This is a genomic window from Noviherbaspirillum denitrificans, assembly GCF_002211445.1.
Classification (GTDB): domain Bacteria; phylum Pseudomonadota; class Gammaproteobacteria; order Burkholderiales; family Burkholderiaceae_D; genus Noviherbaspirillum; species Noviherbaspirillum denitrificans.
Map to the genome: position 1 here is coordinate 3,591,442 of NZ_LSTO01000001.1, position 24,014 is coordinate 3,615,455.

The following is a 24,014-nucleotide window of genomic DNA, read 5'->3' on the forward strand; positions in this document are numbered from 1 at the left end:
TCTGTGCAACGGCCGCTTGTACCTCATCGGTATGCAGCACGTCGCGATAGAAGAACAGTAGCGCAAGCACCACGAATGGAATACAGGCAGCCCCGAGCAATGCGCTACGCCATCCGAACAGCCCCGCCATGGATGCAAGGAATACCGGCGCGGACGCCCAGCCGAGGTTGCCGGAAATGCCGTGAACCGAGAATGCATGTCCCAGGCGCGGCGTGGAAACGCGCTTGTTGAGCAAGGTGAAGTCGGCCGGATGGAACACGCTGTTGCCGACGCCTGCCAGCATGGAACCGGCCAGCAGCATCGCGTAGCTGTTCGACTGGGAAAGCACCAGCGCCGACAGGCCGAGGAAGCCGATGCCGGCAAACAGCACGGTCCGCGCGCCAACGCGGTCCACCACGAAGCCAGCCAGCGCCTGCCCGATCGCGGAGATCACGAAAAACACCGTCATCAGCAATCCCAGCTCCGCATAGGACAGGCTGAACGCCTCCTTCAGCCATGGAAACAGCGGCGCCAGGATCAGGTGGAAAAAGTGCGACACGCCATGCGCGACGCCGACCAGGCCGATCACCTGCGCATCCTGGCGGAAAGTGGGAACTGTTGTGCTCATTGGACTCCCCTGCGGAATTTCGATGGAATGAGTGTAAGCAAAACAGTTTCGTCTGTTTTAAGATAGGGAGACAAGATTTATCGAATTCCTGCCATCCCTTCGGAGGCAACATGGCCACGATACCCGTCACCCACACCCGCCTCCATCTCCCTGGCCGCGCACCAACGCCGGAAAGGCCGGTTCGCATGGTCGCCCGTGACCTGAAGGCATCGGAACTCCTGGCCGCTCACAGCCACGAATGGGGGCAAGTGACCTACGCACTGGACGGCGTAGTCCGCGTGACCGTCGGAAAAAGCACGTGGATCGTGCCGCCGCAGCGGGCAATCTGGATTCCGCCTGCAGCGCTCCATGAAGTCGCCACGTTGGAAAAGGCACGGCTGCGTGCGATATACGTCCATGCGGACGCATCGCCATTTGCCGGACGGGAGTGTGAAGTGCTGGAAGTGTCAGCCCTTTTGCGCGAGCTGGTCGTCGCGCTGGCATTGGCCGATGCGGGCAGTGCGCGAGAGTCGATGATTGCCAGATTGCTCCTCGACGAAGTTGCCCGCTCTCCCGCGATGCCGATCCGGGTTGCGCTGCCCGACGACAAGCGGCTCAAGTCCTTGTGTGAAATGCTGATTGCAGAGCCAGCGTCATCGCTGACGCTGGTTGAGTGGGCGGTGCGGGTGGGCGCTACCGCGCGGACACTTGCGCGCCTGTTCGAAAGCGAGCTCGGAATGAGTTTCGGACAATGGCGGCAGCAAGTGCGCCTCGCCCATGCGGCGCCGCTGATTGCACGCGGCATGCCGCTCTCCCATGTGGCGGCGGAGCTGGGTTATGCGAGCCAGTCGGCATTCTCGTCGATGTTCAAAAAGACGTTTGGACAGTCGCCGAGCAGTTTCTTTGCGCGCAGGGTGGCGTAGAAATCGCCGTGGTTCGTCATCCCGACTGCCGTCGGGATAACGCAGCTTCATCAAAAGGTTCCGGTCTTCTCGAACACCAGCTCCCCATTACGCGCGGCCACCGACACAACATCCTTCGGCCCGAACTTCCCTTCAAGGATCCGCTTCGATAGCGGGTTCTCGATCTCCTGCTGGATCGCGCGCTTCAACGGACGCGCGCCATACACCGGATCGAAGCCGGCCTCGGCGATCTTCTGCAATGCCCCGTCGGTGACCTCCAGCCTGATATCCATCTTCGCCAGGCGGCGCTCCAGCACCTGCAGCTGAATGCGCGCGATCGAGCCGATGTGCTTCTCGTCGAGTCCATGGAACACCACGATCTCGTCGATACGGTTGACGAACTCCGGACGGAAATGCGTCTTCACCTCGGCCATCACCGCCAGCTTCACGAGTTGCGGATCGCTTTCCTCCATCGACTGGATCTTGTGCGAACCCAGGTTGGACGTCATCACGATCACCGTGTTCTTGAAATCCACGGTGCGTCCCTGCCCGTCGGTCATCCGGCCATCGTCGAGCACTTGCAGCAGCACATTGAACACGTCGGTGTGCGCCTTCTCGATCTCATCGAGCAGGATCACGCTGTACGGCTTGCGGCGCACGGCTTCGGTCAGGTAACCGCCCTCCTCGTAGCCGACATAGCCCGGCGGCGCGCCGATCAGGCGGGCCACGGAATGCTTCTCCATGAACTCGCTCATGTCGATGCGGATCAGCGCTTCCTCGGTGTCGAACAGGAAGGATGCCAGCGCCTTGCACAGCTCGGTCTTGCCCACGCCCGTCGGGCCTAGGAACATGAACGAGCCATAGGGCCGGTTCGGATCGCTCAACCCCGCACGCGAACGGCGGATCGCATCCGACACTGCGACGATTGCCTCGTGCTGGCCGACCACACGCTTGTGCAGCTCGTCTTCCATGTGCAGCAACTTGTCGCGCTCGCCCTGCATCATCTTGGATACAGGAATGCCGGTCGCACGCGATACCACCTCGGCGATTTCCTCGGCGCCGACCTGCGTGCGCAACAGCTTGCGCTCGGCTTTCTTCGACTCGCCCGCATCCTCCTGGCTGAGCTGCGCCTCAAGCTGCGGCAGTTTTCCGTACTGCAGCTCGGACATTTTCTGCCAGTCGCCCTTGCGCTTGGCTTCTTCCATCTGCAGGCGGATCTTCTCGATCTCTTCCTTGATGTGCTGCGTACCGTGCACGGCGGCCTTTTCGGCCTTCCACACTTCCTCGAGATCGGCATACTCGCGTTCGAGCCTGAGGATCTCGTCCTCGATCAGGCCGAGGCGCTTCTGCGATGCCTCGTCGGTTTCCTTCTTCACCGCCTCGCGCTCGATCTTCAGCTGGATCAGGCGGCGGTCGAGCTTGTCCATCACTTCCGGCTTGGAGTCGATCTCGATCTTGATCTTCGACGCAGCCTCGTCGATCAGGTCGATCGCCTTGTCCGGCAGGAAGCGGTCGGTGATATAGCGGTGCGACAGCTCGGCCGCGGCGACGATCGCCGGGTCGGTGATGTCGACGCCGTGGTGCACTTCATATTTTTCCTGCAGGCCGCGCAGGATGGCGATGGTCGCCTCCACGCTCGGCTCGTCGACCAGGATCTTCTGGAAGCGGCGTTCGAGCGCGGCATCCTTTTCCACGTACTTGCGGTATTCGTCGAGCGTGGTCGCGCCAATACAGTGCAGCTCGCCGCGTGCGAGCGCCGGCTTGAGCATGTTGCCCGCATCGATCGCGCCCTCGGCCTTGCCCGCGCCGACCATGGTGTGCAGCTCGTCGATGAAGACGATGGTCTGCCCTTCGTCCTGCGCGATTTCCTTCAGCACCGCCTTCAGGCGTTCCTCGAACTCACCGCGGTATTTCGCTCCGGCCAGCAAGGCAGCCATGTCGAGCGAGAGGACGCGCTTGGACTTGAGGCTGTCCGGCACTTCGCCATTCACGATGCGCTGCGCCAGGCCTTCGACGATAGCGGTCTTGCCGACGCCAGGTTCGCCGATCAGCACCGGGTTGTTCTTGGACCGGCGCTGCAGCACCTGGATCGCGCGGCGGATCTCGTCGTCGCGGCCGATCACCGGATCGAGCTTGCCGGAGCGGGCGCGCTCGGTCAGGTCGAGCGTGTACTTTTTCAGCGATTCCCGCTGGCCTTCGGCATCCTGCGAATTGACGTTGCCGCCACCGCGCACTGCCGTGATGGCCGCTTCCAGCGCCTTGCGGGTCAAGCCGTTATCGCGCGCAAGCTGGCCGGCTGTGGACTTGTCGTCGGTGAGCGCAAGCAGCACCATTTCGCTGGCGATGAACTGGTCGCCGCGCTTCTGCGCTTCCTTGTCGGCGAGGTTGAGCAGCGCGACCGATTCGCGTCCGATCTGCACTTCGCCGCCGGTACCGGACACCTTGGGCAGGCGTTCGATGGCCGACTTCAACGCCGACGACAGGCCGCCGACGTTGACGCCGGCGCGCTGCAGCAGCGATTTGGCACCGCCGTCATCCTGGTTCAGCAGCGCCGTCAGGATGTGCACTGGATCAATGTATTGGTTATCATTGCCGACTGCCAGGCTCTGGCCGTCAGAAAGGGCTTCTTGCAACTTGGTTGTCAGTTTGTCGAGGCGCATGGGTTCCTCCGCTATTCGAATTGACAATTAAGTAGGGACGCTAAACCACATTTCAAGAATGGATTTTTGATTCCGGACATTCCGGGACCGGTTGACGATGGAATTGCATCAGATTCAAGTGGCCTACCAGCCGGAAGAAGACCGGATCCTGTGCCGGGCATCATTCAGGGACGCAGGCGGCAACCTGCAGGAAGTCCGGGCCTGGCTGACCCGGCGGGTGGTCAAGGAACTGTGGCCGACCATGCTGGAAGCGATGGAAACACAGGTCGCCCTCGACAATCCGCGCGCCGCCCATGCCAGCGGCGATGTTGTCGAAATGGAACATCATGCCAGTGTCGAAGCCTTTCGCGATGGCGGCCACTTCAGCCACTCGTTTGAGGGCGATATCCGCAGCTTCCCGCTCGGGGAAATCCCCTTCCTGGTATCCAACGCCGATTTCAGTATTGCTGCCGGCCAGCCGCTGCGAATGAACTTGATGCCCGCCAGCGGCAGTGGATTCGCGATTACCTTCGCCCAGCAAGTGCTGCATGGATTCAGCTCCCTGCTGAGGGATGCAGTCAACAATGCGGAATGGGAACTGGAGCTGGCCTTGCCGGGATCGGAGCACCCTGCCCCGGCTTCAAGGACGCTAAACTAGGCCAACGCCTTGTAGGTAGCAAAACCGGCCGTACAGAGGACAATCGAGCCAACGAGGTGCAGCACGGAATGCCCGAGCGCCCACGCGTAATCCCCCCGTTGCAGGAGCATCATCGATTCAGCTGAAAAGGTGGAAAAGGTCGTGAGCCCGCCAAGGAACCCGGTCACCACAAAGAGCCGCCACTCCGGCGACAGGTCAGGCAAGGCGGTGAAAAAGGCGACCGCCAGCCCGATAAGGTAACCGCCGCCGAGGTTGGCGAAAACCGTCCCCATCGGCAATTGCGGATGCAGCGCATTCAGCAACAGGCCCAGCCCCCAGCGCAGCCATGCGCCCAGTGCCGCACCCAGCCCCACCGCGAGCCAGCTCATGCCTTATTGCTCGAATTGGAGGATTGAATTCCCCACTTTGCCAGCGCCTCGTCGTCGGTGACGCGCGCATCCACCCAACGGGCGCCCTGCGGCGTCACTTCCTTCTTCCAGAACGGCGCCTGGGTCTTCAGGTAATCCATAATGAATTCGCAGGCGGCGAAGGCTTCGCCCCGATGGGCCGAGGTCACCGCGACAAGGACGATCTGGTCCAGCGGCTTGAGCGGGCCGACGCGATGGATCACGAGCGCGTCGAAGATGTTCCAGCGTCCCCGTGCCTGCGCAACGATGTCTTCCAGCGCCTTCTCGGTCATGCCGGGATAGTGTTCCAGCTCCATCTCGCTGACGCCGGAGCCGTCGTTCATGTCACGCACGGTGCCGACGAAAGCGACGACCGCACCGACCTGCGCCTGCCCGGCCCGCAATGCGGCGACTTCGGCACCGAGGTCGAAATCCTGTGTCTGGACGCGGATTGCCATGCCTGCCTCAGCCTCCGGTCACCGGCGGGAAGAAGGCCACTTCGCAGCCTTCGCTGATGCGCGTGCCGGCATCGGTCATCTGCTGGTTGCACGCCATGCGCAACGCCCTGCCCTCGGCCAGCGCTTCGGCCCATGTGCCGCCGCGCTCGCGCAGCCAGGCGCGGACCTCGCCGACGGTGGCGACGTTGGCGGGCACGGTGACGGTTTCCTGGCTGGTGCCGAGCGCCTCGCGCACGCTTGCAAAGAAGCGGAGTTGGATGTTCATGTTCAGTAAAGCAGTTCGCTGAAAGGGAGGAAGCGCACGATGTCACCCGGGGAAATCGCGTTCCCCGGCGGGTTGTCGATCAACCCGTCGCCCCATACCGTGGAGGTCAGGACAGCGGAACTCTGGTTGGCAAACAGGTCGAGTCCGCCGGACGGATTGATCCGCGCACGCAGGAATTCATTGCGCCGGTCGCCCTTGGGCAGTGCGAAGTCCGCGCGCATGGCAAACACCTTCGGCGCGACTTCGGCGACACCCTGCAGCCGCAGGATGAACGGCCGGACGAACAGCATGAAAGTCACGAAGCTGGAAACAGGATTGCCCGGCAGCCCGATGAAGAAGGCGCTGTCGCCGGCATCGCCGCGGCGGACCTCACCAAAGGCCAGCGGCTTGCCCGGCTTGATCGCGATCTGCCACATGTTAAGCCGTCCTTCAGCCTCAACGGCCGGCCTGATATGGTCTTCCTCGCCGACCGACACGCCGCCGGAGGTGATGATGAGGTCGTTGCCCGCGGCCGCCGCGCGCAAGGTCTCGCGCGTCGCTTCAAGCGAATCGGGCACGATGCCGTAGTCGGCAATCTCGCAGCCGAGGTTTTCGAGCAGGCCGCGCAGCGTGAACTTGTTGGAGTTGTAGATGGCGCCGGGTTTCAACGGCTCGCCCGGCATTGCCAGTTCGTCGCCGGTAAAGAACACAGCCACGCGCGGGCGGCGCATGACGGGCAATTCCGCCAGACCGACCGAAGCAGCAAGGCCCAGCTCCTGCGCGCGCAGGCGCGTTCCACGGAAAAGAATGATGTTCCCGGCGCGGATGTCCTCGCCGGTGCGGCGGATCCACTCACCCGGCTTCGGCGCGTGGCGCACGATCACCGAATCGCCGCTCGCCTCGCATTGCTCCTGCATCACGACGGCATCGGCGCCCTCCGGAATCATGGCGCCGGTAAAGATGCGCGCGGCGGTGCCGGGCTGCAGCGGCTCGCCAACGTGGCCGGCGGGAATGCGCTGCGACACCCTCAGTTGCGCGCTGCCGCTCGCGCAGTCCTCCGCGCGCACGGCATACCCGTCCATCTGCGTATTGTCCATCGGCGGGACGTTGAGCTGCGACGTCTGGTCGAACGCCAGCACGCGTCCATTCGCGTCAAGTGTGGGCAGGATTTCGCCCTCGTCGACCGGCCTGACCGACGAGAGAAGGATATCGAGCGCTTCCGGCGCGCTCAACATGGGTTTCTTTTCAGTCATGCTCAACGGGCCTCGAATGATGGGAGTGTTTACAAACCGGTGTGCTTCGCGATGAATGCCTTCATCTTCTCGACGTCGGCCGGCATCACCTCGTAGCGCTGCGGCAGGGATTCGATGTTTTCGAAGCCCGCAGGACGTTCGGCGTCACGGCCGAGCGCTTCGCGGATGGTCTCGTTGAACTTGGCCGGGAGCGCGGTTTCCAGCACCAGCATCGGAATGCCCGGCGTCAGGTATTCGCGCGCGACCTTGACGCCGTCCGCGGTGTGCGTATCGATGGTGACGCCGTACTTCGCATGCACGTCTCGAATGGTGGCCACGCGGTCGGAATGCACCGACTTGCCGGACACGAAACCGTACTGCGCAACCTTGGCGAACTCGTCCCCATCGCTGCCCGGCTTGCCGGACAGGTCGAAGCCGCCGTGCGTTTCCACCTTCCTGAACAATGCACGCAAGCGGTCTGCATCGCGGCCAAGCAGGTCGTAGATGAAGCGCTCGAAGTTGGACGCCTTGCTGATGTCCATGCTCGGGCTGGTGGTGTGGTAGGTTTCGGCGGACTTGCGCACACGGTACACGCCGGTGCGGAAGAACTCGTCCAGCACGTCGTTTTCATTGGTTGCAACAACCAGCTTGTCGATGGGCAGGCCCATCATGCGCGCGATATGGCCGGCGCAGATGTTGCCGAAGTTACCCGACGGCACGGTGAACGATACCTTCTGGTCGCTGCTGGTAGTCGCGCTGAGATAGCCGCGGAAGTAGTACACCACCTGTGCGACGACGCGTGCCCAGTTGATCGAGTTGACGGTGCCGATCTTCTGGCGGGTCTTGAATTCGAGGTCGTTCGACACCGCCTTCACCATGTCCTGGCAGTCGTCGAACACGCCTTCAACGGCGATGTTGAAAATGTTGGGATCCTGCAGGCTGAACATCTGGGCAGTCTGAAACGCGCTCATCTTTTTGTGCGGCGACAGCATGAAGACACGGATGCCCTTCTTGCCGCGCATCGCGTATTCGGCCGCGCTGCCGGTATCGCCCGAGGTCGCGCCGAAGATGTTCAGTTCCGCATGCTGCTTGGCCAGCGCGTACTCGAACAGGTTGCCGAGCAACTGCATCGCCATGTCCTTGAAAGCCAGCGTCGGGCCGTTGGACAGGGCTTGCAGGACGACCTTGGTGCCGTTCGCCTCTTCCAGCACGCGCAGCGGCGTGATCTGCGACGCCTCTTCGCCGGCGCGCGCATTGCGGTACACGTCGGCCGTATAGGTCTTGTGCACCAGCGCCTTCAAGTCGGCTTCAGGGATGTCGGTCGCGAACTTCTTCAATACTTCCACGGCGAGGTCGGCGTACGACATCTTGCGCCAGGCATCCAGTTCGGCGCTGCTGACCTTCGGATATTCAACAGGCAGGTAGAGGCCGCCATCAGGGGCAAGGCCGCCGAGCAGGATTTGGGAAAACGATTGCGCCGGAGATTGACCGCGAGTGGAGAGGTATTGCATAAATTCTTGAAAATTTAATAATGAGATGGCGGAAGCCAACCTGCTTCCTGACCGAATCTTGCATTATAACTGCCGCCCCGGCGCGAAGCGGCAATTACCTCACGCGGCGTGATGGAGTTTGTGCGGTTCGCGACGGATATGGGCGAGCATGTCGTCGACCAGTTCGTCGAGCCCGACGCGCGCCTTCCAACCCCAGTCGGCGCGGGCATGGGTATCGTCCAGGCTGTGCGGCCAGGTGTCGGCAATCGCCTGCCGGTGGTCGGGGCGATAGCGGATTTCGAATGCCGGACGGCGCTGACGTATTGCTTCGGCCAGTTCACGCGGGTTGAAGCTCAGGCCGGCCACGTTGTACGCGGAACGGATGCGAACTTGTTCGGCCGGCGCTTCCATCAGCTCGATTGTCGCCCGGATGGCATCGGGCATGTAGATCATCGGCAGCGTGGTGTCCGGTCCGAGGAAACACTCGTAGCACTCTTCGTGTGCCGCCGCGTGGAAGATCGCGATTGCGTAATCGGTCGTCCCGCCGCCGGGAGGGGATTTGTAGCTGATGATCCCCGGATAGCGGATGCTGCGCACGTCCACGCCGAATTTCGTGAAATAGTATTCGCACAGCCGCTCGCCTGCCTGCTTGCTGATGCCGTAAATCGTGGTGGGATCCATCACTGCGAGCTGGGGCGTATCCACCGCCGGCGTGTGCGGCCCGAATGCGGCGATCGACGACGGCCAAAAAACCTTTAGCGGCTTGCCAGCTTGGCCGCGTTCACGCGCGAGCTCAAGGATATTCAGCAAACCGTTCATGTTGAGCGTCCAGGCCTTCAGCGGCGCCTGTTCACCGGTGACGGACAGCAGCGCAGCCAGTTGGTAGACCTGGGTGATGCCGTAGCGGTCGACGACCTGCGCCACCCGTCCTGCATCGAGCACATCCAGCGATTCGTAATTCTCGACGCCGAACAGGCTCCCCGCCCCGATATCGGTGGCAATCACGTTTTCCTTCCCGTGGCGCTCGATGAGCGCGTCGACCAGCTCGCTGCCGATCTGCCCGTTGGCGCCGATGACCAGAATGCGTTCCATGTTCCGTTCCTTCAATTCTTCAACAATCCAAGTTCCTGCCCTGCTTGCCGGAATGCGGCCAATGCTCGGTCCAGCTGCTCCGTCGTGTGCGCTGCCGACAACTGCACGCGTACGCGCGCCTGCCCCATCGGCACCACCGGATAGAAGAAGCCGGTCACAAGCACACCGAGTTCGTACAGCCGCTGCGCGAAGCGTTGCGCCAACGGCGCATCGAACAGCATCACGGGCACCACCGGATGGGTGCCGGGCTTGATCGTGAATCCGAGTTCGCTGATCTCCTTGCGGAAATGCGCGGTATTGGCATGCAGCCGGTCGCGCAGCTCGGTGGACGATGACAGTCGCTCCAGCACCGAAAGCGATGCGCCGGCGATCGAGGGCGCGAGGGAATTCGAGAACAGGTAGGGCCGCGACTTTTGGCGCAGCGTCTGGATGACTTCCTTGCGCGCCGAGGTAAAGCCGCCCATCGCTCCGCCGAGCGCCTTGCCCAGCGTGCCAGTGATGATGTCGATGCGGCCCATCACATTGTGATGCTCATGCGTGCCGCGGCCGGTCTTACCCATGAAACCGCTCGCATGGCATTCATCGATCATCACCAGCGCGCCGTACTTGTCGGCCAGGTCGCAGATCTTGTCGAGCTGCGCGATGGTGCCGTCCATCGAGAACACGCCGTCGGTAACGATCAACTTGTTGCGCTTGCCTTCCGCCGCCTGCAGTTGCGCCTCCAGGTCGGCCATGTCGTTGTGCTGGTAGCGATAGCGCGCCGCCTTGCACAGGCGGATGCCGTCGATGATCGATGCATGGTTCAGAGCATCGGAAATGATGGCGTCGTTCTCGTCGAACAGGGGTTCGAACACGCCGCCGTTGGCGTCGAAGGCGGCCGCGTACAGGATGGTGTCTTCCATGCCGAGGAACTCGGACAACGCGCGCTCGAGCTGCTTGTGGACGGTCTGGGTGCCGCAGATGAAGCGGACCGAGGACAGGCCATAACCATACTTCTCGGTTGCTGCGATCGCAGCGCGCACCGTTTCCTCGTCGCCGGAAAGCCCCAGGTAATTGTTGGCGCACATATTAATCAGGACACGGCCGTCGTCACACACCACCTCCGCCCCCTGGCGGGAAGCAATTACGCGCTCCGGCTTGAACAGCCCCTGCTCCCGCAGGCTGGCCAGGTTGCTTTCCAGCCCGGCATAAAAATGTTCCTTCGCGTTCCTGTCGCCCATCGTCCGTCTCCCGGTGCATTCGTTCAATTGTTTCCGGGACCAGCCCGGCACGTATTCATCAGCGGCGGCATCTGTTACGATGCCGATTCAATATATTCCACTAAATTCATTATCCAGAACTTAAGTTCAATATATTGAATACTAAAGACAACCATTGAACTTTGCAAGCCTCCTTTTATGAAAAAGAACACTCCGCCGAGTTCCCCGCCGGACGTCGGCGTCACCCTGCAGAAACTTCGTCTCAAGCGCGGATTGACCCTGGATGACCTGTCGCGTGCGGCGGGCGTGTCCAAGTCCATGCTGTCGCAGATTGAACGGGACAAGGCCAATCCGACCATTGCCGTCGCTTGGCGGCTGGCGAACGCACTGGGCGTAGGCATCGAAGAGTTGTTGTCCAGCGAAAAGCCCGAACAGGAAGCCATCCACGTGCTGGAACCGCACGAGACACCCACCCTGCCCGGTGCCCATGCCGGCTACGTGCTGCGGATCCTCGGCCCGATGGAACTGGCCGGGAAGTACGAGTGGTATGAACTGACGCTGGCGCCGGAAGGTGCGCTGGTGTCGAACCCGCATGATCCGGGCACCACCGAGTACCTGACTCTCCTGCACGGAACGGCGGAAGTGGAAGTCGACGGCGTGACGAAAAAGCTGAAAGCCGGCGGCACCGCCCGCTATCAGGCCGACCGCAGCCATGCGATCCGCAACGTCGGCAAAACGGAAGCGAAAGCGCTATTGGTCGTCACGCACCGGTAGAAAAAGCAAACGGCCCGAAGACTTCACATCTTCGGGCCGCTTTCATTTCAAATGCCTGCGTTCGCAGGCAATGCCATCAGCTCAGCTGTTCCAGGCGGATCTTCGTCACTTCGCCAACCACGGTCGGCAGCGCTTCGATCTTGGCAATCGCCGAAACAATGTTCTTCTCTTGCGTCTGGTGCGTCAGCATGATGATGTCGGTGCGGGTCTCGCCCTCATCCGGCTCCTTCTGCAGCATGGCGTCGATGGAGATCGACGAATCGGCCAGGATGCGGGTCACATCGGCCAGCACGCCCGGCTGGTCGGAGACGCGCATACGCAGGTAGTAGCTGGTAGTGATCTCGGACATCGGCAGGATCGGCGTATCGACCATCGCGTCCGGCTGGAACGCCAGATGCGGCACGCGGTGCTCCGGATCGGCGGTTGCCAGGCGGGTGATGTCGACCAGGTCGGCAATCACGGCCGATGCGGTCGGCTCGGAGCCAGCGCCCTTGCCGTAATACAGCGTGGCGCCGACGGCGTCGCCCTGCACCAGCACGGCGTTCATTGCGCCCTCGACGTTGGCGATCAGACGCTTGGCCGGGATCAGCGTCGGATGAACGCGCAGTTCGATGCCGTTCGGCGTGCGGCGCGCAATGCCGAGCAGCTTGATGCGGTAGCCGAGCTGTTCCGCGTAACGGATGTCGGTTGCCTGCAGCTTGGTGATGCCTTCCACGTGGGCCTTGTCGAACTGCACCGGAATACCGAATGCGATCGCCGACATGATGGTCGCCTTGTGCGCGGCATCCACCCCTTCGATGTCGAAGGTCGGGTCTGCTTCAGCATAGCCGAGGCGCTGCGCTTCCTTGAGCACGACGTCGAAATCGAGGCCCTTGTCGCGCATCTCGGACAGGATGAAGTTGGTGGTGCCGTTGATGATGCCGGCGATCCACTGGATACGGTTCGCGGTCAGGCCTTCACGGAGCGCCTTGATGATGGGGATGCCGCCGGCCACTGCTGCTTCGAACGCCACCATGACGCCCTTGTCCTGCGCCGCCTTGAAGATCTCGTTGCCGTGCGTCGCGAGCAATGCCTTGTTCGCCGTCACGACGTGCTTGCCGTTCGCAATCGCCTTCATCACGAGATCCTTGGCGATGCCGTAGCCGCCGATCAGCTCGATGACGATATCGATCTCGGGGTTGTTCACCACCAGGTTGGCGTCATTCACGACCTCGCACTCGCCGTTGGTGAGTTCCCTGGCGCGATCGACGTTCAGGTCGGCCACCATCGTAATCTCGATACCACGGCCCGCACGGCGCGTAATCTCTTCCTGGTTACGCTTCAGAACGTTGAATGTGCCGGAACCGACGGTACCGATGCCTAACAAGCCTACTTTGATGGGTTTCATAGTCTTCAAAAATTAATGCTGGTGGAGCCCGGCGCAGGCCGGGACACGGAGGTACTGCAATGATGAAACGTTACGCGGCCAGCGCGCTGCGCTTGCGATAGCCCTCGAGGAAGCGCGCAATGCGGCCGATCGCCTCGGTCAGGTCATCCGAATTCGGCAGGAACACGACGCGGAAATGGTCCGGTGCGATCCAGTTGAAACCGGTGCCCTGCACGATCAGGACCTTTTCTTCCGCCAGCAGCTCCGACGCAAACTGCTGGTCATCCTTGATCGGGTAAATCTTCGGATCGAGCCTCGGGAACATGTACAGCGCAGACTTCGGCTTCACACAGCTGACGCCGGGAATGTCCGTCAGCAGCTTGTGCGCGAGGTCACGCTGCTTGAGCAGGCGCCCGCCAGGGCCGACAAGGTCGTTGATACTCTGATAGCCGCCAAGTGCGGTCTGGATCGCGTACTGCCCCGGCGCATTGGCGCACAGCCGCATCGACGCCAGCATGGTCAGCCCCTCGATGTAATCGCGCGCAGCCTTCTTGTCGCCGGACACGACCATCCAGCCGGCACGATAGCCGCAGGAACGATAGTTCTTCGACAGTCCATTGAGCGTGATGAACAGGACGTCGTCGGCAAGCGATGCAATCGACGTATGCGTTTCGCCGTCGTACAGCGTCTTGTCGTAGATCTCGTCGGCGAACACGATCAGCTGATTCTGGCGAGCAACTTCGACGATCTGTTGCAGCAGTTCATCCGGGTACAGCGCACCGGTAGGGTTGTTCGGATTGATGACGACAATCGCCTTGGTATTCGGGGTAATCTTTTTCTTGATATCGTCAATGTCGGGCAACCAGCCGGATTCCTCGTCGCATACGTAATGCACCGGCGTACCGCCGGACAGGCTGACAGCTGCCGTCCACAGCGGATAATCGGGTGCTGGCACGAGCACTTCGTCACCGGTATTCAGCAGCGCATTCATGCCCATCACGATCAGCTCGGACGCGCCGTTGCCGATATAGATGTCTTCAATCGTCACGCCGGAAATCTTCTTTTCCTGCGTGTAATGCATGATGGACTTGCGCGGCGCGAACATGCCCTTGGAATCCGTGTAGCCGGCCGCATTTGGCATATTGCGGATCATGTCCTGCACGATCTCGTCGGGTGCATCGAACCCGAACACGGCGAGGTTGCCGATATTCAGCTTGATGATCTTGTGCCCTTCGTCCTCCATCTGCTTGGCCTTCTCGAGGACGGGGCCGCGGATGTCGTAGCAGACGTCTGCCAGTTTCTTGGATTTCTGAATCGGTCGCACTGAAGCAATCCCTTGTGGTTTATGCAAAAGTTGGGATGCTTGGTGCACCGCCAAAAGATCCCCATTTTGCCGAAAGCAAGTAGTTTTATCAATGTACAGCGGGAAGTTTTGGGGCGGAAAACGCTACAATGCCCCATCTTTTTCCTCTAATTGCCGGAAATTCACGCCCATTTTCGTGTCTACAGTGTCATGAAGCTCCACACCACCTCCACCCAGCATTACCAGACTGTCACCGCTTACGACGACACGGGCGTCGAAATCAACGCGGTCCACTTCTCGCACAGCCTGATCGTCCAGCCCGAAGTCCCACCGCTCGCGTGGGGACCGCGCACTTTCGACGAACTGAACGCCGACCATTTCGCGCAGATCGCCGCCGAATCGCCCGACGTCGTGATCCTCGGCACCGGCAGCAAGCAACGCTTCATCCACCCGAAACTGATCACAGCATTGACCTCCCGCCACATCGGTGTCGAGTGCATGGACAGCAGCGCAGCCTGCCGCACCTACAACATCCTGATGGGCGAAGGCCGCAAAGCCGTGCTTGCACTCATCATCGAAGGCGATGGCCGCATCGCGTGATTCGAGGTTCCCAACAGGATGAACATTCGCTAACATCGCGATTGCACCCCGCACTCCGGGGCAAGAGACAACAACTTCGCCACAAGCGACAACAACATGGACCAGGAGAAGAGCGTGGCTGAAAGCCCATCCGCATTGAATCTGATCGTTCCCGAATTTTCCGCGGCGATGACCGGCGACCGCACTTTCCGCTTGTCGGACTACAAGGGGAAAAACATCGTCCTTTATTTCTACCCGAAGGACAACACCCCGGGTTGCACTACCGAGAGCATGCAGTTCCGCGACCTCCATCCGCAATTCCAGGGAGCGAATGCGGAAATCTTCGGCATCAGCCGCGACAGCATCCGCTCCCATGAAGGCTTCAAATCCAAGCTCGACATGCCCTTCGAACTGATCTCCGATCCGGATGAAACGGTGTGCATCATCTTCAATGTCATGAAGATGAAAAACATGTATGGCAAGCAGGTGCGCGGCGTGGAGCGCTCAACATTTGTCATTGACGCCACAGGGAAATTGGTGAAAGAATGGCGTGGAGTAAAGGTGCCTGGGCACGTCGATGAGGTGCTCGAGTTTGTGAAGGCTCTTGCGTAAGACCTGAACACATTGAATTTAAAAGAATTTCCTGACCGAAGGCCGTTTGTGGAAGAGGCGCAGAGCCTCCCCCTCAAACGGCTTTTTTGCTTGTGCAATCCCCTCCTCCTCCACGTTGTCCAACTCTCCAACCCCGGTTTGTACCCCGCGCGTAGTCCATTCAACACATCTTTAGATTGAGGTACTGATGCCACTGCCCAAATTGCCGACCAAGCCAGCAACAATGCTCTCAACCCAAGACTATCCGAAGGTAGAGAAAGGAAAACCGGCAAAACCTGTGATGACCCTCGTCGAATCCGCAGCACCCGCTGTGAAGCCGGCACCACAGGCGCGCGCAAAAACAGAGAAAGCCACTCCCGCCAAACGCACGACCAAGGCGAAAGAAGTCGATACCCTCATCAAGTCCAGCGCCAGCCGCATCGGCGACAAGATGGGCGTCACCAAGATGTTCGTGCTCGACACGAACGTGCTGATGCATGACCCGACATCGCTGTTCCGCTTCGACGAACACGATGTCTACCTTCCGATGATGACGCTGGAGGAACTCGACAACCACAAGAAGGGCATGTCCGAAGTCGCGCGCAATGCACGCCAGGTGTCGCGTTCGTTGGATGCGCTCGTGGCCGGCGTCGAAGAGCATGCGATCGAGGAAGGCATTCCCCTGTCCAAGCTGGGCAACAAGGATGCCAAGGGCCGCCTGTTCTTCCAGACCAGGTTGCAGATCAGCGAGCTGCCGGAAGGCCTCCCGATCGGCAAAGCCGACAACCAGATTCTCGGCGTCGTCCGCGCACTTGAAACACAGTATCCCGGCCGTCCGATCGTGCTGGTGTCGAAGGACATCAACATGCGCATCAAGGCCCGCGCACTGGGCCTGCCGGCGGAAGAGTACTTCAACGACCATGTACTCGAGGACACCGACCTGCTCTACTCGGGAATCCTGCAGTTGTCTGACGACTTCTGGAACAAGCATGCCAAGGGCATGGAGTCGTGGCAGGAGAACAAGCACGGGACAGGCTACACGTTCTACCGCCTGACCGGTCCGATGGTGCCCGGCTTCCTCGTCAACCAGTTCGTGTTCATGGAACCGAGCACCGGCGAAACACCGTTCTACGGCCAGGTCAAGGAAATCAACGGCAAGACCGCCGTGATCCAGACCCTGCGCGACTACACGCACGGCAAGAACGGGGTCTGGGGCATCACGGCGCGCAACCGTGAACAGAATTTCGCGCTCAACCTGTTGATGAACCCGGAGTGCGACTTCGTCACCCTCCTTGGCCAGGCCGGCACAGGCAAGACCCTGCTGGCGCTGGCGGCAGGCCTGGCACAGGTGCTCGAGACCAAGCTCTACAACGAGATCATCGTCACTCGCGTCACCGTCCCGGTCGGCGAAGACATCGGCTTCCTGCCGGGTACCGAGGAAGAAAAGATGTCTCCCTGGATGGGCGCCTTCGACGACAACCTCGAGGTGCTGAACAAGTCGGACAACGACGCCGGCGAATGGGGCCGCGCTGCGACACAGGACTTGATCCGCTCGCGTATCAAGATCAAGTCGCTCAACTTCATGCGTGGCCGTACCTTCGTGAACAAGTTCCTCATCATCGACGAGGCGCAGAATCTCACGCCGAAGCAGATGAAGACCCTCGTCACGCGTGCGGGTCCCGGCACCAAGATCATCTGCCTCGGCAATATCGCGCAGATCGATACGCCGTACCTGACCGAAGGCTCGAGCGGATTGACCTATGTGGTCGACCGTTTCAAGGGATGGAACCACAGCGGCCATGTCACCCTGGCGCGCGGCGAACGCTCGCGCCTCGCCGACCACGCCAGCGACGTGCTCTGATTACGTTCCGCCAAAAGAAAAAGCCGCGCAATGCGCGGCTTTTTTATTTCTGGTCTGCGTGACGATTACAGGATTTTCGTCCCGATCCACCATGCAATGGCGGCTACGAAGGCGGAAGCCGGAATCGTGAAGATCCATGCCCAGACGATATTGCCGGCAACGCCCCAGCGCACCGCCGACATCTTCCTCGCCGACCCGACACCGACGATCGCGCCGGTAATCGTGTGCGTGGTCGAGACAGGAATGCCCATGCTGGTCGCCAGGAACAGGGTGATTGCACCACCGGTTTCTGCACAGAAGCCGCCAACCGGCTTCAGCTTGGTAATTTTCTGCCCCATGGTCTTGACGATGCGCCAGCCGCCAAACAGCGTACCGAGGCCGATCGCCGCGTAGCAGCAGATGATTACCCACGACGGCAGCGGGTCGGTCGCGGTCGAATAGCCGGCGGCGATCAGCAGCATCCAGATTATGCCCATGGTCTTCTGCGCGTCGTTACCGCCATGTCCGAGGCTGTACAGCGATGCCGACAGCAGTTGCATACGCCGGAACCATTTGTCCACACGGCGCGGAGTCGACTTGACGAACAGCCACGAGACAATGACCATCAGGATCGAGCCAAACACAAAGCCGAGCAGCGGCGACAGCAGGATGAAGGCAATCGTCTTGATCAGGCCACCGGAGATCAGTGCGCCGGTTCCCGATTTGGCAACTGCGGCACCGACCAGGCCGCCGATGAGCGCATGCGACGAGGACGACGGAATGCCGTAGTACCAGGTCAACGCGTTCCAGAATATCGCCCCGACAAGGGCACCAAAGACGACGTAATGATCCACCACCGCCGGTTCGATGGTGCCTTTCCCCACCGTGCTCGCCACTTTTAGCTGGAAGAAGAAAATTGCGACGACATTGAACATCGCCGCCATGGCAACGGCATGCTGCGGCTTCAATACACCCGTCGAAACGACGGTCGCAATCGCATTCGCCGCGTCATGGAAGCCGTTCATGAAGTCGAACGCGAGTGCAAGCACGACGAGCAAGGCAAGCGTGTAGATGCTTATTTCAAGGGTTTGCATGAGTTTTTGTTCTCGTTTGTTTGAGCGACCGGCACACCGCCCCGCCACAGCAAGGCAGCAGCCGCAGAACCTGCGCAGCGTTCTGCTCAGGCATTCTCAACAATGATGCCCTCGATGATATTGGCGACGTCCTCGCAACGGTCGGTCACCGTTTCCAGGATTTCGTAGATGGCCTTGAGCTTGATGAGGTTGCGAACGTCCGGTTCGTCTCGGAACAGCTTGGACATTGCGGCCCGCATCACATGGTCGGCGTCCGATTCGAGACGGTCGATTTCTTCGCACACCGACAGGATCTGTCCGGAATTGTCCATGCTGTGCAGGAGGCCGACCGCAGTCTTGACCTTCTCGGTGCACGACAGGCAGAGTTCAGCGAGGCGCTTGGCTTCGGGCGTCACTGCCTTGATGTCATACAGGGAGATCGTCTGCCCCGCATCTTCCAGCAGGTCCAGGATGTCGTCCTGCTTGGTGATCAGCTTGTGGATGTCATCGCGGTCGAGCGGCGTGATGAACGTCTTGTGCAGCATATCGAGGGTTTCGTACGTTACCTTGTCGGCCTGCTTTTCGATGCTTTCGATCGCATGGACGCGGTTTTCCAGGTCGTCGAAATTGGTCATCAATGCGACCATTTCCTTCGCCCCCTTGACACACAAGTCCGCGTGCTGCACGAAGAGGTCGAAGAACTTGCCCTCGTTGGGCATCAATCGTCCAAACATGTTTTTGCTCTCTTAAAGTTGAATCGTCAATTCGTTTGTCAGTATTTGCGTCAACTGCACATCGTCCTTTGTAAGGACGAATACCAATTCCGTGTCTTACTCGTTGTCGAAGATCGCGTTGCCGCCAGTGTAATTGTCGAACTTCGTGTACTCGCCGAGAAAGGTCAGGCGCACGGTACCGATCGGACCGTTACGCTGCTTGCCGATGATGATTTCCGCGGTGCCCTTGTCCGGCGAATCGGGGTTGTAAACCTGGTCGCGATAAATGAACAGGATCACGTCGGCATCCTGTTCGATAGCGCCGGACTCGCGCAAGTCGGACATCACGGGGCGCTTGTTGGGGCGCTGCTCGAGCGAGCGGTTCAGCTGCGACAGCGCGATCACCGGGCAATGCAGTTCCTTGGCAATCCCCTTGAGGCTTCGAGAAATTTCGGAAATTTCGGTCGCGCGGTTTTCGCCGCCGCCGCCATTGCCCGACATGAGCTGCAGGTAGTCGACAATGATCAGGCCAAGGCGGCCGCACTGGCGCGCGAGGCGCCGCGCGCGTGCACGCAATTCGATCGGGCTGAGCGCGGGCGTCTCGTCGATGTAGAGCTGCGCTTCATTCATCTTCTGGATCGCGTGCGTCAGGCGCGGCCAGTCTTCGTCATTCAGCTTGCCGACACGCAGGCGGCTCTGGTCCAGACGACCGACGGAACCCAGCATACGCATTGCCAACTGTGCACCACCCATTTCCATCGAGAAGACGGCAACAGGCAGGCCGCTGTCGATGGCGACGTTTTCGCCGATGTTGAGCGAGAACGCGGTCTTGCCCATCGAGGGACGTCCTGCGACGACGATCATGTCGCCGGGCTGCAGGCCGGAGGTCATGCGGTCGAGGTCGATAAAGCCTGTTGGCACGCCGGTAATATCGTTCTGGTTGTCGCGGTTGTAGAGTTCGTCGATGCGCTCCACCACCTGCGTCAGCAGTGGCTGGATGGCCATCCACCCTGCCGCGCCGCGGGCGCCATCCTCGGCGATGGCAAAAATCTTTGATTCGGCTTCGTCGAGGAGCTGTTTGACTTCCTTACCCTGCGGGTTAAAGGCCGAACCGGAAATTTCATCCGACACTGTAATGAGTTTGCGCAGGACGCCGCGTTCTCGGACAATTTCGCCATAGCGGCGGATATTTGCTGCTGACGGCGTGTTCTGGGCAAGCGCATTCAAGTAGGTAAGTCCGCCGGCCTCCTCTGCCTTGCCGCTCGTACACATTGCCTCGTAGACAGTAATAACGTCCGCAGGCTTGGAGCTGTTGATCAGCTTGACGATGTGTTGAAAGATGATGCGGTGATCGTACCGGTAGAAATCGTCTTCAGCGATGAAGTCGGCAATGCGGTCCCATGCTGCGTTATCCAGCAGCAAACCACCCAGAACGGATTGCTCCGCCTCAATGGAATGAGGCGGAATACGGAGCGCATCGACTTGCGGGTCTGTAACACGGTTGTCACGGTTATTCATGGCGCGCATTATACCCGTTTAACCATATGCTTTTCCGGCTGTATCTCGCGCAAACGCGCTTTATTTTCCATCAAACGGCATGCAAATTTGGCACTCTTGAAACAAGTGCTCCGACCAACAAAAAAGGCCGGGAAACCCGGCCTTTTTGATTGACTGCTTTCAGCGATCAGGCTTGCTCGCCCAGCACGGAAACGGTCACGTCCACGACGACGTCGGTGTGAAGGGCAACGGCGACAGTATGGTCACCAACAACCTTCAGCGGACCTTGCGGCATGCGGATCTGTGCCTTCTCGACAGCGAAGCCTTGCTTGGTCACGGCTTCCGCGATGTCAGCGTTGGTCACGGAACCGAACAGACGGCCATCGACGCCGGCCTTCTGGGAGATCTGGACGGTCATGCCGTTCAGCTTCTCACCTTGCGCTTGTGCGGCTGCCAGCTTCTCGGCTGCTGCCTTTTCCAGTTCTGCGCGCTTGGTTTCGAACTCGGCCACAGCGGCGTCGGTTGCACGACGCGCCTTGCGCTGGGGGATCAGGAAGTTACGTGCGTAACCGTCCTTGACCTTGACCACGTCGCCGAGGTTGCCGAGGTTGACGACTTTTTCCAACAGAATGACTTGCATGTTTTTCTCCTATTCTTCAGTCGTCAATTAGGCATTGTGCAGATCGGTGTACGGCAGCAACGCGAGGTAGCGTGCACGCTTGATCGCGGTGTCAACCTGACGCTGGTAGTGTGCCTTGGTGCCGGTCAGGCGAGCCGGCATAATCTTGCCGTTTTCCTGGACGAAGTCCTTCAGGGTGTCGACGTCCTTGTAGTCGACCTGTTCAACGCCGGCAGCCGTGAAGCGGCAGAATTTCTTGCGCTTGAACAGCGGGTTCTGCTGCTGGCGCTTTTGCTTGAGTTTGCTCTTGTCGAATTTTTTACCGAATGCCATGTTTGGCTCCTGTATCTAGTGTTCTGGTGTGATTGACTCGAAATCCGTAACGTGGAATACGAGGCTTTTGCTGTTGCGGCTCTTGCGTGCCAGGAATCCTGTGAACAGGAACATTTCCCCTAAAGCAGCCTGGTTGAATTTTCCGGAAATCTCGCCTGCGGCAATTGCGGCGACGTCCATTTCAACCTGGCGCGGGATGTTTGCCTCAACCTGCTCCGAACTGTGCTGCAGTCTTGCGGACACGATTGGAATGCCTGCCGGTGTGTAGCGCAACACGTCGCGCTCGGCAATGGCGGCAATCAGGCGAAGCTCGTTCACACTCCCCAGCGACTGCAATTACGCAGCAGATGCCTCTGCACGTTGCGACTTGGCTGCGTCTTCCTTCTGAACAGCCTTCATCATCGGCGACGGTGCGGTCTCGGCCTTCTTCATCTTGACGGTGAGGTGGCGCAGGACGGCATCGTTGAACTTGAAGCCGGTTTCGAGTTCAGCCAGGGTCTCGTTGTCGCACTCGATGTTCATGCAAACATAGTGCGCCTTGGCGAGCTTCTGGATCATGTAAGCCAGCTGGCGGCGGCCCCAGTCTTCGACACGGTGGACCTTGCCGTTGCGGCTGGTCACGATACCCTTGTAACGCTCGATCATCGCGGGCACTTGCTCGCTTTGATCCGGATGGACGATAAACACGATTTCATAATGACGCATGAATTCTCCTTTTGGACGGATTAAACAATCGCCCACCCCGGCGTCAAGACGGGTGTGGGAAGAGGAAAGCCCGCTATCATAACCCGACCGGCAAGAAAACTCAATGCTTTCAATCGCTTATCCGCTCCCCAAGCTTATCCGGCCAATTTCGGCGCAAATCAGGAAAAAATAAGCACAGAAGCCGCTTGCATTCGCGGAAATCCTGTATAAAAATACAGTCTGTTTATGCACACAGCACTGGATAACCCCAGTGGACCGCCATGATCAAGCTGACCGCCCGCCAGGAACAGATCCTGAACCTGATCAAGGAAGCCATCGAGAATACAGGCTTCCCTCCCACCCGGGCTGAAATTGCCGCCGAACTAGGCTTCCGTTCGGCCAATGCCGCCGAAGAGCACCTTCAAGCCCTCGCCCGCAAGGGCGCCATTGAAATCTCCCCGGGTACCTCGCGTGGCATCCGCCTGCGCGACATGGGAAACGACAACATCCGCACGGCCCGCCAAATGGCCTTACCCCATCCGGGCTTGATGCAGTTGTCCCTGCCGCTCGTCGGCCGTGTAGCGGCCGGCTCACCGATTCTCGCCCAAGAGCATATCGAGACGACCTACAGTGTCGATCCCTCGCTGTTCTCGGCCAAGCCGGACTATCTACTGAAAGTTCGCGGCCTATCGATGCGGGATGTCGGCATTCTCGACGGTGACCTACTAGCAGTGAAAAAGGCTGATTCCGCCAAAAATGGTCAGATTGTTGTCGCACGCCTTGGCGACGACGTGACCGTCAAGCGTTATCGGAAGACGGGTAGCGTGATCGAACTTCTCCCCGAAAATCCGGACTTCGAACCGATTGTGGTAGACGGACGGGAAGACAATTTTGCACTCGAGGGCCTCGCCGTCGGCCTCCTTCGCGCCTGGGGCTAGCCGGGGACAACCGCTCCCGGCTTCGTGGAAATCACCGGCGCATTCATTTCGCGCCGGTTTTCAGCATGATTTGACGGGCGATCCCGCGCAGAATGTTGACCTCCTCGGTTTCCAGCTGCGTACGGGAAAAGAGGCGCTTCAGGCGTGGCATCAGCTTTTTCGGGTTGGAGGGATCAAGGAAGTCGACGGCGACCAGCGCCTGTTCGAGATGCTCGTACATGCCCTCGATCTGATCCAGGCTCGCAGCCACACCCTGGAAGCCAACAGGAGACGCTGGCGTGGCGTCTCCCACTTCCGCTAGGCGAGCTTCATAAGCCAGCAGCTGCACCGCCTGGGCGAGGTTCAGCGATGAATAATCCGGATTTGCTGGAATATTGATCAGCACATTGCACTTTTCGATGATCTCATTTGGCAGCCCGTAGCGCTCGCTTCCAAAGACCAGTGCAGCGTTCAGGAAAGCGTCCGCAGCGAGTTGCGATGCCAAGGTACGCGGCGCCGTTACGGGCGGAGAAAACTCACGCAGCCTGGCACTGAGCGCCGCGGCAAAATTGCATCCGTCCAGCGCCTCCTCGATCGACCCGACAACCTTTGCTGCCTCAAGCACATCAAGCGCCCCGCTCGCGAAAGCGATTGCGTCCTCATGCCTTGTCGCATCCTGGAATCGTGGATTGACCAGTACAAGTTGTGAAAATCCCATCGTTTTCATCGCTCGTGCCGTTGCACCGATGTTACCGGGATGACTGGTTCCGACCAGGACGAAGCGCAGTCGGTTGAAAAGAGAATTACTGGATTGGGGCTGGTTCATTTAAAATAGCGGC

Annotated in this window: 26 protein-coding genes; 7 read left to right on the top strand and 19 right to left on the bottom strand. The window is 60.0% G+C overall.

Annotated elements, in window-relative coordinates; translation table 11 throughout:
- A partial coding sequence (locus AYR66_RS17365) for an MFS transporter (protein ID WP_141104266.1) occupies positions 1-607 on the bottom strand: 607 nt, incomplete at its 3' end.
- Positions 608-717: 110 nt separating this feature from the next.
- Here AYR66_RS17365 and AYR66_RS17370 point away from each other — a divergent pair.
- Positions 718-1,509, top strand: coding sequence for an AraC family transcriptional regulator (locus tag AYR66_RS17370; protein ID WP_088708546.1), 792 nt, complete (start codon positions 718-720; stop codon positions 1,507-1,509).
- A 50-nt stretch (positions 1,510-1,559) separates the two neighbouring features.
- Here AYR66_RS17370 and clpB read toward each other — a convergent pair whose 3' ends face one another.
- A complete protein-coding gene (clpB, locus tag AYR66_RS17375) occupies positions 1,560-4,148 on the bottom strand; it encodes an ATP-dependent chaperone ClpB (protein WP_088708547.1) in 2,589 nt (862 codons plus the stop codon).
- A gap of 97 nt (positions 4,149-4,245) precedes the next feature.
- Between clpB and AYR66_RS17380 the strand changes: the two genes are divergently transcribed.
- Positions 4,246-4,785, top strand: a complete 540-nt coding sequence (locus AYR66_RS17380; RefSeq protein ID WP_088708548.1) for a hypothetical protein — start codon at positions 4,246-4,248, stop codon at positions 4,783-4,785.
- Here AYR66_RS17380 and crcB read toward each other — a convergent pair.
- The 7 genes from crcB to kbl form a co-directional block, all read right to left on the bottom strand.
- A complete protein-coding gene (gene crcB, locus AYR66_RS17385) occupies positions 4,782-5,153 on the bottom strand; it encodes a fluoride efflux transporter CrcB (protein WP_088708549.1) in 372 nt (123 codons plus the stop codon). The genes AYR66_RS17380 and crcB overlap by 4 nt on opposite strands.
- Positions 5,150-5,629, bottom strand: a complete 480-nt coding sequence (moaE, locus tag AYR66_RS17390) for a molybdopterin synthase catalytic subunit MoaE (RefSeq protein WP_088708550.1) — start codon at positions 5,627-5,629, stop codon at positions 5,150-5,152. Before moaE ends, crcB begins: the two co-directional genes overlap by 4 nt.
- Before the next feature lie 7 nt (positions 5,630-5,636).
- Complete coding sequence (moaD, locus tag AYR66_RS17395) at positions 5,637-5,894, bottom strand: molybdopterin converting factor subunit 1 (RefSeq protein ID WP_088708551.1); 258 nt, start codon at positions 5,892-5,894, stop codon at positions 5,637-5,639.
- Between the two features lie 2 nt (positions 5,895-5,896).
- Positions 5,897-7,126, bottom strand: a complete 1,230-nt coding sequence (locus AYR66_RS17400) for a molybdopterin molybdotransferase MoeA (protein WP_234814928.1) — start codon at positions 7,124-7,126, stop codon at positions 5,897-5,899.
- 29 nt (positions 7,127-7,155) lie between these two features.
- The gene (gene thrC / locus AYR66_RS17405; RefSeq protein ID WP_088708553.1) at positions 7,156-8,616 is read right to left on the bottom strand and encodes a threonine synthase; all 1,461 of its coding nucleotides are present in this window, start codon (positions 8,614-8,616) and stop codon (positions 7,156-7,158) included.
- A 99-nt stretch (positions 8,617-8,715) separates the two neighbouring features.
- Positions 8,716-9,687, bottom strand: coding sequence for an NAD-dependent epimerase/dehydratase family protein (locus AYR66_RS17410; protein ID WP_088708554.1), 972 nt, complete (start codon positions 9,685-9,687; stop codon positions 8,716-8,718).
- Between the two features lie 11 nt (positions 9,688-9,698).
- The gene (gene kbl / locus AYR66_RS17415) at positions 9,699-10,907 is read right to left on the bottom strand and encodes a glycine C-acetyltransferase (protein WP_088708555.1); all 1,209 of its coding nucleotides are present in this window, start codon (positions 10,905-10,907) and stop codon (positions 9,699-9,701) included.
- 177 nt (positions 10,908-11,084) lie between these two features.
- Here kbl and AYR66_RS17420 point away from each other — a divergent pair, with 177 nt between their 5' ends.
- Positions 11,085-11,660: a helix-turn-helix domain-containing protein gene (locus AYR66_RS17420; RefSeq protein ID WP_088708556.1), complete on the top strand. Its 576-nt coding sequence runs from the start codon at positions 11,085-11,087 to the stop codon at positions 11,658-11,660.
- Between the two features lie 76 nt (positions 11,661-11,736).
- Here AYR66_RS17420 and AYR66_RS17425 read toward each other — a convergent pair whose 3' ends face one another.
- Complete coding sequence (locus AYR66_RS17425) at positions 11,737-13,047, bottom strand: homoserine dehydrogenase (protein WP_088708557.1); 1,311 nt, start codon at positions 13,045-13,047, stop codon at positions 11,737-11,739.
- A gap of 70 nt (positions 13,048-13,117) precedes the next feature.
- Entirely contained in the window at positions 13,118-14,350 is a 1,233-nt protein-coding gene (locus AYR66_RS17430; protein ID WP_088708558.1) for a pyridoxal phosphate-dependent aminotransferase, read from the bottom strand.
- 189 nt (positions 14,351-14,539) lie between these two features.
- Between AYR66_RS17430 and AYR66_RS17435 the strand changes: the two genes are divergently transcribed.
- The 3 genes from AYR66_RS17435 (at position 14,540) to AYR66_RS17445 (ending at position 17,360) form a co-directional block, all read left to right on the top strand.
- Positions 14,540-14,929, top strand: coding sequence for an Mth938-like domain-containing protein (locus AYR66_RS17435; RefSeq protein WP_088708559.1), 390 nt, complete (start codon positions 14,540-14,542; stop codon positions 14,927-14,929).
- 96 nt (positions 14,930-15,025) lie between these two features.
- On the top strand, positions 15,026-15,520 hold the full coding sequence (locus tag AYR66_RS17440) for a peroxiredoxin (protein WP_170942187.1): 495 nt from the start codon (positions 15,026-15,028) through the stop codon (positions 15,518-15,520).
- Between the two features lie 187 nt (positions 15,521-15,707).
- The gene (locus tag AYR66_RS17445) at positions 15,708-17,360 is read left to right on the top strand and encodes a PhoH family protein (protein WP_170942188.1); all 1,653 of its coding nucleotides are present in this window, start codon (positions 15,708-15,710) and stop codon (positions 17,358-17,360) included.
- A gap of 65 nt (positions 17,361-17,425) precedes the next feature.
- Here AYR66_RS17445 and AYR66_RS17450 read toward each other — a convergent pair whose 3' ends face one another.
- The 7 genes from AYR66_RS17450 to rpsF form a co-directional block, all read right to left on the bottom strand.
- On the bottom strand, positions 17,426-18,433 hold the full coding sequence (locus tag AYR66_RS17450) for an inorganic phosphate transporter (RefSeq protein ID WP_088708560.1): 1,008 nt from the start codon (positions 18,431-18,433) through the stop codon (positions 17,426-17,428).
- An 86-nt stretch (positions 18,434-18,519) separates the two neighbouring features.
- Positions 18,520-19,146, bottom strand: coding sequence for a DUF47 domain-containing protein (locus tag AYR66_RS17455; RefSeq protein ID WP_088708561.1), 627 nt, complete (start codon positions 19,144-19,146; stop codon positions 18,520-18,522).
- A 96-nt stretch (positions 19,147-19,242) separates the two neighbouring features.
- The gene (locus tag AYR66_RS17460; protein ID WP_088708562.1) at positions 19,243-20,652 is read right to left on the bottom strand and encodes a replicative DNA helicase; all 1,410 of its coding nucleotides are present in this window, start codon (positions 20,650-20,652) and stop codon (positions 19,243-19,245) included.
- A 157-nt stretch (positions 20,653-20,809) separates the two neighbouring features.
- A complete protein-coding gene (gene rplI, locus AYR66_RS17465; RefSeq protein WP_088708563.1) occupies positions 20,810-21,262 on the bottom strand; it encodes a 50S ribosomal protein L9 in 453 nt (150 codons plus the stop codon).
- 27 nt (positions 21,263-21,289) lie between these two features.
- Positions 21,290-21,574, bottom strand: a complete 285-nt coding sequence (rpsR, locus tag AYR66_RS17470; protein WP_007882558.1) for a 30S ribosomal protein S18 — start codon at positions 21,572-21,574, stop codon at positions 21,290-21,292.
- A 15-nt stretch (positions 21,575-21,589) separates the two neighbouring features.
- The gene (gene priB, locus AYR66_RS17475; RefSeq protein ID WP_088708564.1) at positions 21,590-21,892 is read right to left on the bottom strand and encodes a primosomal replication protein N; all 303 of its coding nucleotides are present in this window, start codon (positions 21,890-21,892) and stop codon (positions 21,590-21,592) included.
- Positions 21,893-21,910: 18 nt separating this feature from the next.
- Entirely contained in the window at positions 21,911-22,279 is a 369-nt protein-coding gene (rpsF, locus tag AYR66_RS17480) for a 30S ribosomal protein S6 (protein WP_088708565.1), read from the bottom strand.
- A 260-nt stretch (positions 22,280-22,539) separates the two neighbouring features.
- On the opposite strand from rpsF, the gene lexA reads away from it, so the two are divergent.
- Positions 22,540-23,196, top strand: coding sequence for a transcriptional repressor LexA (lexA, locus tag AYR66_RS17485; RefSeq protein ID WP_088708566.1), 657 nt, complete (start codon positions 22,540-22,542; stop codon positions 23,194-23,196).
- 43 nt (positions 23,197-23,239) lie between these two features.
- Here the strand turns inward: lexA and AYR66_RS17490 are convergent, their stop codons facing one another.
- Positions 23,240-24,001, bottom strand: coding sequence for an RNA methyltransferase (locus AYR66_RS17490; protein WP_088708567.1), 762 nt, complete (start codon positions 23,999-24,001; stop codon positions 23,240-23,242).
- Positions 24,002-24,014 lie beyond the last annotated feature (13 nt).